15 protein-coding genes and 1 tRNA gene are annotated in these 14,486 nt (G+C 38.5%); 4 read left to right on the forward strand and 12 right to left on the reverse strand.

Translation table 11 applies throughout. The annotated features are described in order from the left end of the window. Positions 1-12 precede the first annotated feature (12 nt). From CWD90_RS08475 to CWD90_RS08500, 6 genes are read right to left on the reverse strand one after another with little or no spacing between them, the layout of a single operon-like run. Positions 13-429, reverse strand: coding sequence for a VOC family protein (locus tag CWD90_RS08475; protein ID WP_103475515.1), 417 nt, complete (start codon positions 427-429; stop codon positions 13-15). A gap of 57 nt (positions 430-486) precedes the next feature. Then, positions 487-1,266, reverse strand: coding sequence for an RMD1 family protein (locus CWD90_RS08480; RefSeq protein WP_103475516.1), 780 nt, complete (start codon positions 1,264-1,266; stop codon positions 487-489). Between the two features lie 5 nt (positions 1,267-1,271). Continuing rightward, complete coding sequence (locus tag CWD90_RS08485; RefSeq protein WP_103475517.1) at positions 1,272-1,586, reverse strand: hypothetical protein; 315 nt, start codon at positions 1,584-1,586, stop codon at positions 1,272-1,274. Between the two features lie 3 nt (positions 1,587-1,589). Beyond that, entirely contained in the window at positions 1,590-2,567 is a 978-nt protein-coding gene (locus CWD90_RS08490; RefSeq protein WP_103475518.1) for a deoxyhypusine synthase family protein, read from the reverse strand. Next, positions 2,554-3,498: an agmatinase gene (gene speB, locus CWD90_RS08495; protein ID WP_103475519.1), complete on the reverse strand. Its 945-nt coding sequence runs from the start codon at positions 3,496-3,498 to the stop codon at positions 2,554-2,556. The genes CWD90_RS08490 and speB overlap by 14 nt, the downstream gene beginning before the upstream one ends. Positions 3,499-3,519: 21 nt before the next feature. Beyond that, on the reverse strand, positions 3,520-4,977 hold the full coding sequence (locus tag CWD90_RS08500) for a type III PLP-dependent enzyme domain-containing protein (protein ID WP_103475520.1): 1,458 nt from the start codon (positions 4,975-4,977) through the stop codon (positions 3,520-3,522). A 462-nt stretch (positions 4,978-5,439) separates the two neighbouring features. Here CWD90_RS08500 and CWD90_RS08505 point away from each other — a divergent pair, with 462 nt between their 5' ends. Next, on the forward strand, positions 5,440-6,168 hold the full coding sequence (locus CWD90_RS08505; RefSeq protein ID WP_103475521.1) for a hypothetical protein: 729 nt from the start codon (positions 5,440-5,442) through the stop codon (positions 6,166-6,168). Positions 6,169-6,260: 92 nt separating this feature from the next. On the opposite strand, the gene CWD90_RS08510 is transcribed toward CWD90_RS08505, so the two are convergent. The 6 genes from CWD90_RS08510 to CWD90_RS08535 all read right to left on the reverse strand — a co-directional run bounded on the left by CWD90_RS08510 (position 6,261) and on the right by CWD90_RS08535 (position 9,386). Further along, positions 6,261-6,770: a hypothetical protein gene (locus CWD90_RS08510; RefSeq protein WP_157941180.1), complete on the reverse strand. Its 510-nt coding sequence runs from the start codon at positions 6,768-6,770 to the stop codon at positions 6,261-6,263. Positions 6,771-6,891: 121 nt separating this feature from the next. After that, on the reverse strand, positions 6,892-7,266 hold the full coding sequence (locus tag CWD90_RS08515; RefSeq protein WP_103475523.1) for a hypothetical protein: 375 nt from the start codon (positions 7,264-7,266) through the stop codon (positions 6,892-6,894). 56 nt (positions 7,267-7,322) lie between these two features. After that, on the reverse strand, positions 7,323-7,754 hold the full coding sequence (gene moaC, locus CWD90_RS08520; RefSeq protein ID WP_103475524.1) for a cyclic pyranopterin monophosphate synthase MoaC: 432 nt from the start codon (positions 7,752-7,754) through the stop codon (positions 7,323-7,325). 2 nt (positions 7,755-7,756) lie between these two features. Then, entirely contained in the window at positions 7,757-8,200 is a 444-nt protein-coding gene (locus CWD90_RS08525) for a molybdenum cofactor biosynthesis protein MoaE (protein ID WP_103475525.1), read from the reverse strand. A 607-nt stretch (positions 8,201-8,807) separates the two neighbouring features. Continuing rightward, the gene (locus CWD90_RS08530; RefSeq protein ID WP_103475526.1) at positions 8,808-8,987 is read right to left on the reverse strand and encodes an adenylosuccinate synthetase; all 180 of its coding nucleotides are present in this window, start codon (positions 8,985-8,987) and stop codon (positions 8,808-8,810) included. A gap of 327 nt (positions 8,988-9,314) precedes the next feature. After that, positions 9,315-9,386: transfer RNA gene (locus tag CWD90_RS08535), tRNA-Arg, on the reverse strand. A gap of 278 nt (positions 9,387-9,664) precedes the next feature. On the opposite strand from CWD90_RS08535, the gene CWD90_RS08540 reads away from it, so the two are divergent. The 3 genes from CWD90_RS08540 (at position 9,665) to CWD90_RS08550 (ending at position 14,426) form a co-directional block, all read left to right on the forward strand. Beyond that, entirely contained in the window at positions 9,665-11,350 is a 1,686-nt protein-coding gene (locus tag CWD90_RS08540) for a ribulokinase (RefSeq protein WP_103475527.1), read from the forward strand. A 63-nt stretch (positions 11,351-11,413) separates the two neighbouring features. Beyond that, positions 11,414-13,195, forward strand: a complete 1,782-nt coding sequence (locus tag CWD90_RS08545; RefSeq protein WP_103475528.1) for an L-fucose isomerase — start codon at positions 11,414-11,416, stop codon at positions 13,193-13,195. A gap of 49 nt (positions 13,196-13,244) precedes the next feature. Further along, complete coding sequence (locus tag CWD90_RS08550; RefSeq protein ID WP_103475529.1) at positions 13,245-14,426, forward strand: sialidase family protein; 1,182 nt, start codon at positions 13,245-13,247, stop codon at positions 14,424-14,426. The last annotated feature ends 60 nt before the right edge of the window (positions 14,427-14,486 follow it).

A 14,486-nucleotide genomic window follows, 5' to 3' on the forward strand; every position in this document is an offset into this window, starting at 1 on the left:
TGGACAAGACCATTACGACAAAAACATCTCCTTTTGCTTTTTGAAACATTTAAATTCTACCATGTGCCCATTGGGATCTTGAATAAAAAAGGACCTATGCTCACCTATCTTATCCTTTAAAAACACCACCTCAGTTGTTAGTTCATATTCGGATTTCCTCAACTTGCCATGCAATTTATTCCAAGTGGCTTCATCCACAACAACGCCAAAGTGAAAAGATGGCAGTACCGTATCTTCAAACTTATAGGTCTTAAAAGTAAAATTAAAATTACCGGCTTTGGTGAACGTAATTTGGTTTCCAAACAAATTAATATCTAACCAACGGGAAGAGTGCCTTCCCAATTCGGCTCCGATGACGTCTACGTAAAAATCTTCTGTTTTGCTTATGCTTAAGCAGGGCAGGGACATATGGAAAGGCGCATTTTTCATAAGGCTTTAATTTAATATTGATAGTTTATCTAAGGTAATAAAAAGAACAATTACAAATTACCTCCACAACCTAAACACAAACAGATCTAAAACCTCTACCAAAATTAGGATTATGATTACCCATTCCAACTTACTGCTTTCCCTATGATCCCATATATCCTTAAATAACTCTAAATTTTCCTTGATGATTCCTATTCGCTCGTAAATATTCCTATACCTGATTTTTAAGTCGAAAGTGCGTTTAAGTTCCAGGTTCAACTTGTTCAATTGTTCGTTTTCCCATGTACTATCGGGCTCATCAAAAATATATAAGTTTTCGGATATCTGATTTTTAATGTTCATAATCTTCCCTATAAACCGCTTGAGCCTAATACCCGTAATATTCAGCTTCCCTTTCCTTTCTAAATACTGGGTATGTCCGTTGGTTTCTTCCAACAGCTGCTGCGTAATTTCGGAATACCTATCCAGGGCAACGGATTGGGAAGTATTCAACATTACCAATCTAATAAACTCTGAATCAAAACTGGGCAAGATTACTTTATCGAAAGCCACCTGTTGGTGGCCTTCGATTATTTCTACTTGAATTGTTTCTGTAAGTTGGGGAGAATTGTTCCCTTTCGTAATCTTGGATAGGGCGTTAAGAATCTTCCCTTTTTCATCATCAGAATGATTAAAAAAGGATACTAGACCATATTGAAAGATGTAAACGAACTTTTTTTCGCCATTCTTCAAATAAAGCTCATCGCTGTCCGAAAACAATATTTCCAAAGGCAAAAGTGTTTTACACTGCCTAATATTAATGGAAGATGCAATATGAACCGCAACAACCTCAAACATTGCTGTTAGTCATCATCGTCATCACCCTCTACTCCTTCGATATCTACATCTGGAATTGCTTCTGGATCATCGTCGTCGAAATCTTCGTAATCATCCTCATCGTAATTAGCCATCGTCTTTTCGAGTTTGGCGCTAATTTTAACCAGATATTTGGTGTCCTCAGTAGTTACCTCAACGGCCTCTATACGTTCCCCTTGTGCGTTCTTAAAGGAGATGATATTAAGGTCGTCGTACCCATCTGGATACTTCTCTACCAAAAGTTTTAAAACTTCGGGCGTAAGTTTTTTAAAGTCAACAATAACTCTTTTTAAATTGTCCATAAATTACATGTCTAATAGGTAAGCAAAAATTAAGGGCGCTACAATGGTTGCATCACTTTCAATAATAAATTTAGGGGTATTGATATCCAATTTCCCCCAGGTTATTTTCTCGTTCGGCACTGCGCCAGAGTAGGAACCATAACTTGTGGTCGAATCACTTATTTGGCAAAAATAACTCCAAAACGGGGTGTCTGTCCTTTCAAGATCCTGGTACAACATAGGCACAACACAAATTGGGAAATCTCCAGCGATTCCGCCACCTATTTGAAAAAATCCGATTCCCTTTTCAGAATTATCCGTATACCAATCTGCCAGAAAGGTCATATATTCTATCCCAGACTTCATGGTAGTGGCCTTTAATTCTCCTTTTACTACATAGGAAGCAAATATATTTCCCATAGTACTGTCTTCCCAACCCGGACATACAATAGGTAAATTTTTCTCCGCAGCCGCATACATCCAAGAATCCTTAAGATCTATTTCATAATATTCCTCCAAAACACCTGAAAGTAAGAGCTTGTACATAAACTCATGTGGCAAATATCTTTCTCCAGCGTCTTCAGCCTTTTTCCAAATTTCAAAAATATGTTTTTGCAGCCTTCGGAATGCCTCATGCTCCGGAATACAGGTGTCCGTTACCCTATTTAAACCTTTTTCTAACAAATCCCACTCATCTTGCGGTGTTAGATCTCGATAATTGGGCACTCGTTTATAATGTGAATGGGCTACCAAGTTCATGATATCCTCCTCCAAGTTAGCTCCCGTACAGGAAATGATATGCACTTTATCCTGGCGAATAACTTCAGCAAAGATCTTTCCTATTTCTGCGGTACTCATGGCACCTGCCAATGAGACCAGCATCTTGGAGCCTTGCTTTAGTTGATCTTCATAACCCTTGGCGGCATCTACTAAAGCGGCCGAATTAAAATGTAAATAATACTTCTCAATAAAATTGGAGATTTCTCCTTTAGTCTTCGTCATCGTCGAATTTTGAATTGTTATTGCCCCCTAATTTGGAATCAACATCATAAGTGTTATCGTATTCGTCCTCTACGGCTTCACCCATAAATTTATAGCTTAGCATTTTATAATATAATTTGGCGGCAAGAAAATCTGAAGATTTATCGACCTTGTTCGGACAAAGTTCAACAATATCAAAGCCTACAACATTCTTATCTTGAAATACCTGTTTTAGAAACTCCAAGGTCTCATAGTAAAACAGGCCACCCGGCTCCGGTGTTCCGGTAGACGGCATTATAGACGGATCCAACGCGTCCAAGTCAAAGGTTATAAAGACATTCTCCGTCATAAGATCAATGACCTTATCCGTCCAATACTCATCATTTACCATATCATGTGCGAAGAATGTTTTTTCTTCATCCATAAAGGTTTTTTCAATGGCGTCCATACTACGTATCCCTACTTGTATTAGATTGGTCGTCTGACTTGCCTCGTGAACTGCACAAGCGTGATTAAATTTAGTGCCGTCGTACGACTTCCTTAAATCTGCATGTGCATCTATATGCAACACCGTAAGGTTGTCAAAGCACTCATTAAAGGCTCTTATGGTACCAATAGAAATGGAATGCTCTCCTCCAAAAATGGTTACGAACTTATTTCTTTTAATGTATTCTTTGGTATCCTTGTGCACGGCATTTACCATGGCTTCCGGAGTACTGTTCTCTTCGATGGAATTGGCTAAATATATTCCTTGTAGATAGACCTCCGAATTGGTTTCAATATCATACAATTCCATATTTTCCGATGCTTTTAAAAAAGCCTCAGGACCTTTGTCCGCTCCTTTACCCCAAGTACTGGTTCCATCATAAGGCACTGGTATTAAAACTACCTTTGCCTTTTCCAATTGCGCAAACTCGTCTGGTATGCCAGCGTAATTGTTAGTTGTGTTCATTTGTTTAAAGTTTATTGATTTTTATAGGTCAGTTTTAAGTTTCTTCCCAACGCCGTCACTAACTTTAGTGTTGGCAGTGGGCTTCATCTCATATCCTAAAATTTTAAGCAAGTCTTCTGCCTTTTGTTGTTCACTAAATAAATTGGTTGTTATATTTCCATTTTCATCCTTATCTATTAAAATATGTTTCGGATGCGGTATTAAACAGTGCTGTAATCCTCCATAACCCCCTATAGTTTCCTGATAGGCACCCGTATTAAAGAAACCAATATACAAAGGCTTATCCTTTCTATATTTAGGCAAATAAATTGCATTCATGTTTTGTTCACTATTGTAATAATCATCACTATCACAAGTTAGACCGCCCAACAAAACCCGTTCATATTCGTCTTGCCAACGATTTATTGCCAACATAATAAAACGTTTGTTAATGGCCCAAGTATCCGGTAATGTGGTAATAAATGATGAGTCGATCATATTCCACTTTTCACGATCGTTCTGCTGCTTTTGATATAGTATTTCATATATGGCCCCACCACTTTCGCCTACCGTAAAACTTCCAAATTCAGTAAAAATATTTGGAACGGCAACCTCTGCTTCCTGACATGCAATGTTTATTTGGTTTATGATCTCATCTATCATATATTGATAGTCGTAATCAAAAGCCAAAGAATTCTTTATAGGAAAACCTCCACCAATATTTAGACTGTCCAAAGAGGGACATATTTTTTTAAGCCTAACATATACCTTTAAACACTTTACAAGTTCGTTCCAATAATAGGCGTTGTCACGAATACCCGTATTAATGAAAAAGTGTAGCATTTTGAGCTCTACCTTGTCATTGTCTTTAATTTGATTCTCATAAAAAGGTACAATATTTTTGTATCCGATTCCCAAACGTGAGGTATAAAATTCGAACTTTGGTTCCTCTTCGGAAGCAATTCTGATCCCTACCTTAAAAGTATCATCTATAACATCTGACAATAGATCTATTTCCTCATAATTATCTATGATAGGAATACAATTCTGATGTCCTCCATTTATGAGATTAGCAATATTGGTAATATATTGATCCCTTTTAAATCCGTTACAAATTATATAGGTATTGTCCTTTATTTTTCCCTTTTCCTTTAATTTTTCGACGATGTTAATATCAAAGGCAGAAGAAGTTTCTATATGAATGTCGTTATTTAAAGCCTCATTTAAAACGGGTTTAAAATGGGAACTTTTAGTACAATAGCAATAGTGATATTTCCCCTTGTAGTTATTCTTTTCCATGGCTATTTTAAACCATTCCTTTGCCTTGTTTATATTTTCGGAAATTTTTGGCAAATAGGTGAATTTCAAAGGACTTCCATATTCCTCTACCAAATCCATTAGATGAATTCCATGGAACTTTAGGTTTTCACCTTCCAAAGTAAACTCCTCTTGTGGAAAATAATAGGTCTGATCAATAAGATTAATATATTTCGTGTTCATTAAATTAAATATATGAATTGTAAATAAGTAAATAGCATCGGCAAATGCAAATAATATGAGGAATTATAACTAAATCTCTAAACAACTATCTGCTTTTCGGTGGTCGGTATAAAAAAATAGTCGTGCTGACTTCGCACGATAGAAGAAAAATTTGGAATGCCAATTAAATATTGGCAACCTGTACCTATAAATTTCAGTGGTCTGAATCTTTCTGTTTCCAGAATCCCAAAATTATAATTATGGTTCATTGTACTCAACAAGTTGCTATTATGCAAACAAAATTTAAAGCTAATTTGACGTGACAAATGAAAACAAAAAAAATGAAAAAACAAGCGTTTTAAAAAATTTTACGTTTAAGTTAAAAATGAATTTAATCAATTGTAAAAAATTAACTAAAAATTAAACTTAATGTATTGATTTTTAACCTTTTCTTGATTATTTTTAAATAAAAACTAAGTATCCATGAAGCTTAAGAAATTCAGTGTTTTTGTAGGCCTTGTAGTATTGCTGATCTTTTCTGGTAAAATTGAGGCTCAAATACCAGCTAGTGTCTATCATTATGAGGAAAAAAGCAGTGAAGGAACCCTTCATCACGAGCTTAAACTGGACGAGGATTATTTTGTCCATACCATTTACAGACAATCTCCTGCAGAATTTATAAAGACCTACGGGGGATACTTCACAATCGCCGACAATAACCTTATAATACAATTGGAATTTAATTCCGACTATATAAAGGATAAAATCACCAATTTAAAAATACCATTTAAATTAAAAAATAAGACGCTGATTCTTGAGAAACCTACACAAATGACCTTTAGCCCAACAACCCATAGCGCCCAGGTATTGGACGGAAAATGGTTAATTACGGGCAGGGTAACGGACCAAGGAGAAGAAAGAAGGGATACTTCGCGCCCAAGAAAGACCATGAAATATTTATTGAATGGCCATTTTCAATGGATTGCATTCAATACCGAAACCTTCGAATTTTTTGGATGTGGAGGAGGAACCTATGAAGCATCCAACGGAAAATATATAGAAAATATAGTCTACTTTTCTAGGGACAATTCCCGTGTTGGGGCAACCCTATCCTTTAATTATGAAATAAATGGCAACGATTGGTACCATACCGGTAAAAGTAGTAAGGGAGATCCTTTAAATGAAATATGGACGAGAAGGGTGCATAATTAACCTTCCAAGAACAGAGATATATAAGTAAATAGCCAAAAGACCTTATAAATAAGACTTTTGGCTATTTACTATTTTTTATTTATTTAAAGCAGTTATGCCACTTTAGCACTTTTAAAGGATGTTGCCACTGTCCCATTGATGGCGGCATTCCATTTTTCGGCTCTTCTAAGTTCATAGTCCTCCATATAAATACTGTCTAAATCGTAAAAATTAAGGATCTTATGGGCCTTTTGTTCGTCTAAAAAGCTAATTTCCAAATCCAATTTCTCTAAAACAGTCTCCTTTTTATTTTTGGACTTTACCACATGGGTCTTCTTAACAATCTTCGCGTTCAGCACATCATTAAGATCTATATTATCCAGTGCCACTACTCCATCGAATACCTTGGAAAAGACAAGCATTTTATTATTTGCATCCAGACCAATAAACGAATTGCCCCAGCTTTCCTTCAAATTAAATTTTAGTTTGGATTCAGTCACTAAATTTTTCACTTCTTTGGACATTATTTTTAAATCTCCTTTTCCTGATTTATTAAGTATCACAAAAGGTAAAACGGTACACAGTACCAATAAACCGGATACTATCCACATTGATAAATTCATTTTATTTATATTTTAATTATTCTATTTATTAATTACTTTCCGCTTACCAAAGACAATGTTGGGAACGGAAAAACTTCCAAAATTGGTTATTTTGGAATCATATGTTAACTAATAGAATAATTTACAAAAAGGTATGAAAGGGATAAATCATGGTAAGTCCATCCAAACTTGGAGTAATATGGACACCCCCATTTAGGAATAAATGCACTTTTCCGCTTACCTCAACTAGGCAACTTGTACTGCTGGAATAAGATGAATTAAAATTGGGCCTTAGTTCATTTACGGAAGGTATTTGGTAATTACCTTCCTCCATGACCATGTCATGGGAAGAAGACTGTCCATCATAATTCAAATGATGGTCCACCTGAATTTCCCCAACCAACTCCACCTTAGCTTCTAAGCTATGATCGGGACTAGCCAAAGAGATTTGGCCTATACTTAAGAAAAGTATAAGAACAAGTACCTTAAAAAAAAGCAAGTAACTTGTTTTTTTCATACCACAAAGATATAAACAGATTCTCTTAATAAGCTGTTAAATTTTATATAAAGGGACTATTGCGGGTTTCCTATATCGGACTTCCCTCCTGTTTTACTCAATAATTTAATATTTCGTATTTCAATGCCTTTGTCAATAGGCTTTAGCATATCGTACATATTAAGGGCTACTATACTGGCACCATGCATAGCCTCTACCTCTACACCAGTTTTGTAAATGGTCTTTACCGTAACTAAAACAGTAATCTGCAGGCCATCAATAGCATAAGAAATATCGGTGTATTCTATAGGCAAGGGATGGCAGTCCGGCAAAAGGTCTGCAGTCTTTTTTACCCCCAATAAACCAGCAGCTTTACTCATGGCAAACACATCCCCCTTGGGCACGGTTTTATTTTTTATCGCCGTAATGGTATCTTCCGAACTGACTTGTACAATAGCCTGGGCGATCGCTGTTCGTAAAGTGGATTTTTTATGGGTAATATCTACCATCTCTATTTATTTACTTTCCATTGATAGGAATCGTCTTTAAAAAGCTCCTTCCCAAAAATAGGAACCTGATTCTTAATTTCCTCTACAACGTGCTGCAGGGCATCAAAAACTTCTTTTCTATGTGCCGATGACACAAAAACAAACAAACATATTTCCCCAACTTTCACCCTTCCCAAACTGTGATAAATGTGCATGCAGCTTAAGTTAAACCTGGTAAAAGTAGCCTCCCTAATTTCGTGGAATTTCTGATTGGCCATTTCCTCATAAGCAGAATATTCTATGGCAGTTACTTCCTGCCCCTCAATAATATCTGCCCTGACCTGACCTAAAAAGATATCATGGGCACCAATGGTGGTTTTGGACTGATGCTTTGCAATGGAATTGGCTATAAACTCTGGGCTTATTGCTCCTGGTACAAATACATTTTTGATTTTGTTCTTTTCCATAAGCAGTAAATTTAAGACATTCTATACCCTTAGCAGGAATCAATGGACAACTTTGTTCAGCTCCAAAGTACATTGAATAAATCACAAGCTAAGACTAATTTTGAGGTTCATAGCTTGCACTACTAGCTTGGATACGAGGTGAAAATCTTTCGATTCCAACAATGACAAACTCAATTCAAAAGCCAACGCTTTTTGTGCTGCGCACATTTAGCTCATCTACTTCGTGACCTCATCAAGAATCGAACCTAATTCTCTGGGCACCCTATTTATAAGGGTTTCGCATTTTTTTCAGTTTCAAATGTTACCGATTTGTGAACTTTTTTTAGGATTTTTCTTCCGTCATGACAAATGTAATCAAATGGATATAAAGGGTAATATATGAAATGGAAATAATAGTTAAATACCAATGCCTTTCAATTAAAGTATGATGTGTTTGGGCAAACTGGACATTGTCCCCCAATTCTTACAATGACCAACCTTGAGCCGGATCCTGTTTCAATTTTATAGTGTTCAGGCAAATAAGCAATCAGTAAAATCGAAATAGGGCGATATATGCTAGGACCCTTAATTACATAGAAACATTTAAACAACATATCTACAGGACATTTTAATTCTTATCCTTCTTTTTCTTCTTCCTCCAAAGAATATAAAAGATGATCATTAGTACAGGCAGAATGATGTATACAATGACATCAAATGCGCTTGTAAGATCAATAGGATCATTGTCATCTGGGTTTCGTGTGCCTATAGGCAATTGTAGTAGTAAAGGATATAGTATGTTTAGCATTATTATTGTTTTTGAATGGCTGATAAGCAATTTACGAAATTAAGTAGACTGTCCATTTCAGTTTCATCGCTTTTTCCCATCTATGGTTATCCTAGCGTAGAAAGGCGCCAGATTGTTCTTGGTTCTTTTAGCATATATCCAGAATAGGATAGAGAATGTTGTGGTATATCAAAAAATCCCTAAAACACTGATAAGACAGCTTAATTTACAATAAATTAGGCTCCTTTACATGTTAAAAAGTGCCCTCACCAAGAATCACTTCGGCTCCGCTCAGCACGGGCTTCGATTTAAAAGCTGATGCTTTTGGTGCTGCGCACCTTTGGTTCGTGACCTCACCAAGAATCGAACTTGGATCTAAAGTTTAGGAAACTTCTATTCTATCCGTTGAACTATGAGGCCATTTGCAGTTCCTTAATTTGAATCCGCGGCTGCAAAAGTAAAATTTATTTGATAAAAAAACTCGATACTGTAAGTATTGTTTTTTAATAATTCGCCAAACGCGCCACATTTCCAGCCAAATTAAATAGGAAGGCGTGGACAACACCGTTTTATTGCAACAAAAACAATGTCTTGACAGTAAACCTCCTTAATCGTTAAAAAAATAATATTATTTATGCATAATGAATTTATTTTTTTAAATTGCTTGCTTAAACGTTTAAATTCCTTTTAATAAGATTATGAAGAATCGGAAATATACCATTGGAATTGACTTTGGAACAGATTCAGTAAGGACCATAGTAACAGATTCCAGTAATGGCCATATTGTTGGCAATGCCATTGCCAAATATGAAAGATGGGCAAAGGGGATGTACTGTAACCCTACCGCCAATCAATTTAGACAACATCCTTTGGATTATATTGAAAGCTTAAAACAAGCTGTCAAAGAAGTAATCGCTACACTTTCATCAGAAATCGTAAATGGAATAGCTGCAATTTCAGTAGCCACTACTGGCTCTACTCCTGTTGCGGTCAATAAAAATGGAGTCCCCCTGGCACTGCTTCCTGGTTTCGAGGAAAATCCACATGGAATGTTTATCCTATGGAAAGATCATACTGCTATCGGAGAGGCTAAGGAAATAAATGAATTGGCACATAATGGAAGTAGCATTGACTATACCAAATACAGCGGTGGTGAATATTCCTCGGAATGGTTCTGGGCCAAAATCCTGCATACCCTTCGCGTAGATAATAAGGTGCGTGAAGCAGCTCATTCCTGGGTGGAGCATTGTGACTGGATTCCAGCCTTGCTTACCGGAAATACTGATCTTACTAGCCTAAAAAGGAGTAGATGCGCAGCTGGACATAAGGCCATGTGGCATCCTGATTGGAAGGGTCTACCGGCAGACGACTTTTGGACACAATTAGACCCCTTATTGTCTGGTTTAAGAGACAGGCTTTATACAGACACCTATACTTCCGACCATATTGCTGGAAACATTTCAGAGGAATGGTCGCAACTACTGGGCCTACCTAAGGATGTGGTGATTGGCGTAGGCTCCTTTGATGCCCACATTGGTGCCATTGGAGGTGCCATTAAGCCTTATCATATGGTGAAAGTGATTGGCACCTCTACCTGTGACATGATCGTTGCCCCCAAGACTGAAATAGGCAACAAGGCAATTCACGGAATATGTGGGCAGGTCGATGGTTCGATCCTTCCAAACATGATCGGCCTTGAAGCCGGTCAATCTGCTTTTGGCGATCTATATGCATGGTTTAGGGATATTCTGATGTGGCCCGCAAACAAAATTATTAGAGACAGTAAGTTATTGGACGAAGCTACCAAAGGGGCCTTATTGGAGGAAATGACTGAGGGGATTCTTTCTGAACTATCCCATGCTGCAAGTAAAATAACGATCGAGGAGTCGGGAATAATTGCCTTGGACTGGATGAACGGCAGAAGAACGCCCAATTCCAACCAAAATCTCAAAGGAGCTCTTCAAGGCCTTACATTGGGTACGACCGCTCCTAATATTTTTAGGGCATTGGTAGAAGCCACAGCTTTTGGCTCCAAAAAAATAATTGACCAATTCCAAGAAGAAGGTGTTCGCATAGATGGTGTTATTGCCATTGGTGGGGTTGCCCAAAAATCGGAATTCGTGATGCAAATTTTAGCGGATGTCTTAAATTTTCCGATCAGGATCATTAAATCAGAACAAACATGTGCCCTAGGTGCCGCAATGGCAGCTGCAGTAGTAGCTGGCCTCTACGATTCTATTATGGACGCGCAAGATGCTATGGGCAGCGGATTTCAAAAAGAATACTACCCCGTACCCGAAAATGTAGAAAAATATAAAACCCTATATACCCAATACTCAACCTTGGCAGACTTTGTAGAAGCCCAACAATTACAGAAAGATTAAGGTCTCCATTTGACCAACAATTGCAGTAAAATAGAAAACAATAATCGACATAAAAATTAAGTAATGCAGAACAAACACAACCATTTAGGAGCGACCCCAAAAATTGGAATAAGACCAGTAATCGATGCCCGTTTGGGCGGTATAAGGGAGTCATTGGAGCAAACCACCATGGCCATGGCACAACGAGTAGCCGATTTTCTTTCCGCCAACCTTAAGAACTATAACGGAACAAATGTAGAATGCGTCATTGCGGACACCACCATTGGCCGGGTACCTGAAGCTCAAAAATGTGAGGAAAAATTTCTTAGGGAGGGGGTAGGGCTTTCTATAACAGTCACTTCATGTTGGTGTTATGGAACGGAAACCATAGATATGAATCCAACTCGCCCAAAAGCCATATGGGGATTTAACGGAACGGAAAGACCAGGGGCAGTTTACTTAGCGGCCGCCTTGGCCGGACATGCTCAAAAAGGGGTTCCTGCCTTTAGTATTTACGGCAAGGAAGTACAGGATAGCGATGACGAGAACATCCCAGAGGATGTTCAAAAACTGTTATTGCAATTTACCAAGGCCGGACTTGCCGTTGCCACGATGAACGGTAAATCGTACCTATCCATAGGTTCTGTTTCCATGGGGATAGCTGGTTCCATTGTCAATGAAAGTTTTTTTCAGGATTATCTTGGGATGCGGAACGAATATGTGGACATGAGCGAAGTAAACCGTAGGATGCAATACAATATATTTGATCCGGAAGAATTTGAAAAAGCATTAAAATGGACCAAAGAGCATTGCAAGGAAGGTAAAAACTACAACGCCAAAGACCTACAGAAATCCAGGGAACGTATGGATGAAGAGTGGGAGACCGTTGTTAAAATGACATTGATTTCACGAGATTTAATGATTGGTAATCCTAAACTGGCAGCATTGGGCTTTGGAGAGGAAGCCTTGGGCCACGGTGCCATTGCAGCAGGATTCCAAGGTCAAAGACAATGGAACGATTACATGCCCAATGGCGATTTTATGGAAGCGATCCTCAACTCTTCTTTCGATTGGAGCGGAATTCGTCCTCCTTACATGATGGCCACCGAAAATGACAGCCTTAACGGCATCTCCATGCTATTTGGCTACCTATTGACGAACCGGGCGCAAATGTTTTCTGATGTAAGAACCTTCTGGAGTCCGGCTTCCATAGAAAGGGTAACCGGTCATAAACTCCAGGGCAAAGCGGCCAATGGAATAATCCATTTGATCAATTCGGGTTCTTCAACCCTGGATGGTACTGGACAACAGGAAATAAATGGGAAACCAGCCATGAAACCTTTCTGGGAAATTTCGGAATCGGAAGCTGCAAAATGCTTGGAAGCCACAGACTGGCCACCAGCTATGTATGAATATTTTGGAGGAGGAGGGTACTCCTCCCATTTTGTCACCAAAGGTGAAATGCCCGTAACCATGTGTAGGATCAATGTAATAAAAGGATTGGGACCCGTAATGCAAATTGTTGAGGGTTGGACGGTAGCGCTACCTGAAGAAGTACATAAAACTTTGGATGAGAGGACTAATCCTACCTGGCCCACAACTTGGTTCGCCCCAAGACTAAACAATGACCAAGCATTTAAGGATGTCTATAGTGTAATGAACAATTGGGGAGCCAACCATGGGGCTTTCAGCTATGGTCATTTTGGAGACGAAATAATAACACTTTGTTCCATGCTTAGGATTCCGGTCAATATGCACAATGTTGAACCTGAAAGAATATTTAGACCCAAGGATTGGGCTTCTTTTGGAATGGACCAAGAAGCCGCTGATTACAGGGCATGTGAGAATTACGGACCCCTCTACTAAGAAAATTAGGAGGTAATAAGTCCGGTAGGAAAATCTTTAGATTAAAAACATGATGAAAATTAAATATACCTTGGTCATAACACTTATGTCCATATTCTGCACAGCAAATTTCTATGGTCAGGTTGACCAGGAAAATGTTAAGCATGTAAAAGTATACTATGAACCGGGCATGTTCGGCGGCTGGCCGGCAAATCATGGTGTATGGAATTGGGGCAATGAAATTTTGGTAGGATTTTCCAAGGGACACTATAAGGATTTGGGACCAGACCGACATAATTTCGACAAAGAAAATCCAGAGCTTCATGTGCTGGCCCGAAGTCTTGATGGCGGGGAGAATTGGACTGTAGAAGACCCTGGGGCATTAGACGGAGATCTCGTAGTTCCTGATAATGGGAGTTATCATGGGCAAATGAGAAAGGACGTAAAAGCTCCTGAACCAGTTTCTGTGAAACCCATAAACTTTAATGACCCCAATCTGGCATTTACGGTACGCATGACGGACCACCACGGTGCCGAATCCCGCATTTGGTATTCCTACGACAGGGGACGTGATTGGGAAGGCCCATATAACTTGCCCAATTTTAATACGCCTGGAATTGGAGCACGAACCGACTATATTATTGATGGTAAAAATGAGTGCATGCTATTTCTTACCGCGGCCAAAGCCAACGGGAAAGAGGGTCGCGTTTTGTGTGTAAAAACAACTGATGGTGGTAAAAATTGGGACTTCGTTTCATGGATCGGACCTGAACCCGCTGGATTTTCCATCATGCCTGCCTCCGTAAGATTATCCAACAAAGAAATTTTGGTAACCACTCGCAGAAGAGAGGAATCAGGACAATTTATCGATGCCTACCTTTCCCAGGATAATGGATTAACTTGGAGCGCCTTGGCCAACCCAGTAGAAAATTGCGGACAGGGAAATCCTCCCGCCATGGTAAAAATGAAAGATGGAAGAATATGTTTGATCTATGGTTACAGGGCATTGGAAGTAGATATCAAAAACAACCGGGACAAGAGTGAAATTAGGGCAAAAATTAGCAATGACAATGGAAGAACCTGGAGCAAAGATTATGTGCTCCGTGATGACGGTTCTGGAAAAGATCTTGGCTATCCCAGGGTAGTGCAACGAGCAGACGGTAAAATTGTAGCCCTCTATTATTATATGGACATGGAAACAGGTCCGGAAAGATATATCGCCGCTACCATTTGGAACCCTCCAGCTTATTAATACGCCTTATTTTAATAACGTACAAATAACAAAAGTTCCCATTTATTGAATACAACTAAG

It is taken from the genome of Arenibacter catalasegens (genome assembly GCF_002909235.1).
Classification (GTDB): Bacteria; Bacteroidota; Bacteroidia; order Flavobacteriales; family Flavobacteriaceae; genus Arenibacter; species Arenibacter catalasegens.

What these genes read in the sequence shown, in the direction of transcription:
- CWD90_RS08475 (WP_103475515.1), bottom strand. Translation starts at nt 429, where the DNA reads ATGAAAAATGCGCCTTTCCATATGTCCCTGCCCTGCTTAAGCATAAGC.
- CWD90_RS08480 (WP_103475516.1), bottom strand. Translation starts at nt 1,266, where the DNA reads ATGTTTGAGGTTGTTGCGGTTCATATTGCATCTTCCATTAATATTAGG.
- CWD90_RS08485 (WP_103475517.1), bottom strand. Translation starts at nt 1,586, where the DNA reads ATGGACAATTTAAAAAGAGTTATTGTTGACTTTAAAAAACTTACGCCC.
- CWD90_RS08490 (WP_103475518.1), bottom strand. Translation starts at nt 2,567, where the DNA reads ATGACGAAGACTAAAGGAGAAATCTCCAATTTTATTGAGAAGTATTAT.
- speB (WP_103475519.1), bottom strand. Translation starts at nt 3,498, where the DNA reads ATGAACACAACTAACAATTACGCTGGCATACCAGACGAGTTTGCGCAA.
- CWD90_RS08500 (WP_103475520.1), bottom strand. Translation starts at nt 4,977, where the DNA reads ATGAACACGAAATATATTAATCTTATTGATCAGACCTATTATTTTCCA.
- CWD90_RS08505 (WP_103475521.1), top strand. Translation starts at nt 5,440, where the DNA reads ATGAAGCTTAAGAAATTCAGTGTTTTTGTAGGCCTTGTAGTATTGCTG.
- CWD90_RS08510 (WP_157941180.1), bottom strand. Translation starts at nt 6,770, where the DNA reads ATGAATTTATCAATGTGGATAGTATCCGGTTTATTGGTACTGTGTACC.
- CWD90_RS08515 (WP_103475523.1), bottom strand. Translation starts at nt 7,266, where the DNA reads ATGAAAAAAACAAGTTACTTGCTTTTTTTTAAGGTACTTGTTCTTATA.
- moaC (WP_103475524.1), bottom strand. Translation starts at nt 7,754, where the DNA reads ATGGTAGATATTACCCATAAAAAATCCACTTTACGAACAGCGATCGCC.
- CWD90_RS08525 (WP_103475525.1), bottom strand. Translation starts at nt 8,200, where the DNA reads ATGGAAAAGAACAAAATCAAAAATGTATTTGTACCAGGAGCAATAAGC.
- CWD90_RS08530 (WP_103475526.1), bottom strand. Translation starts at nt 8,987, where the DNA reads ATGCTAAACATACTATATCCTTTACTACTACAATTGCCTATAGGCACA.
- CWD90_RS08540 (WP_103475527.1), top strand. Translation starts at nt 9,665, where the DNA reads ATGAAGAATCGGAAATATACCATTGGAATTGACTTTGGAACAGATTCA.
- CWD90_RS08545 (WP_103475528.1), top strand. Translation starts at nt 11,414, where the DNA reads ATGCAGAACAAACACAACCATTTAGGAGCGACCCCAAAAATTGGAATA.
- CWD90_RS08550 (WP_103475529.1), top strand. Translation starts at nt 13,245, where the DNA reads ATGATGAAAATTAAATATACCTTGGTCATAACACTTATGTCCATATTC.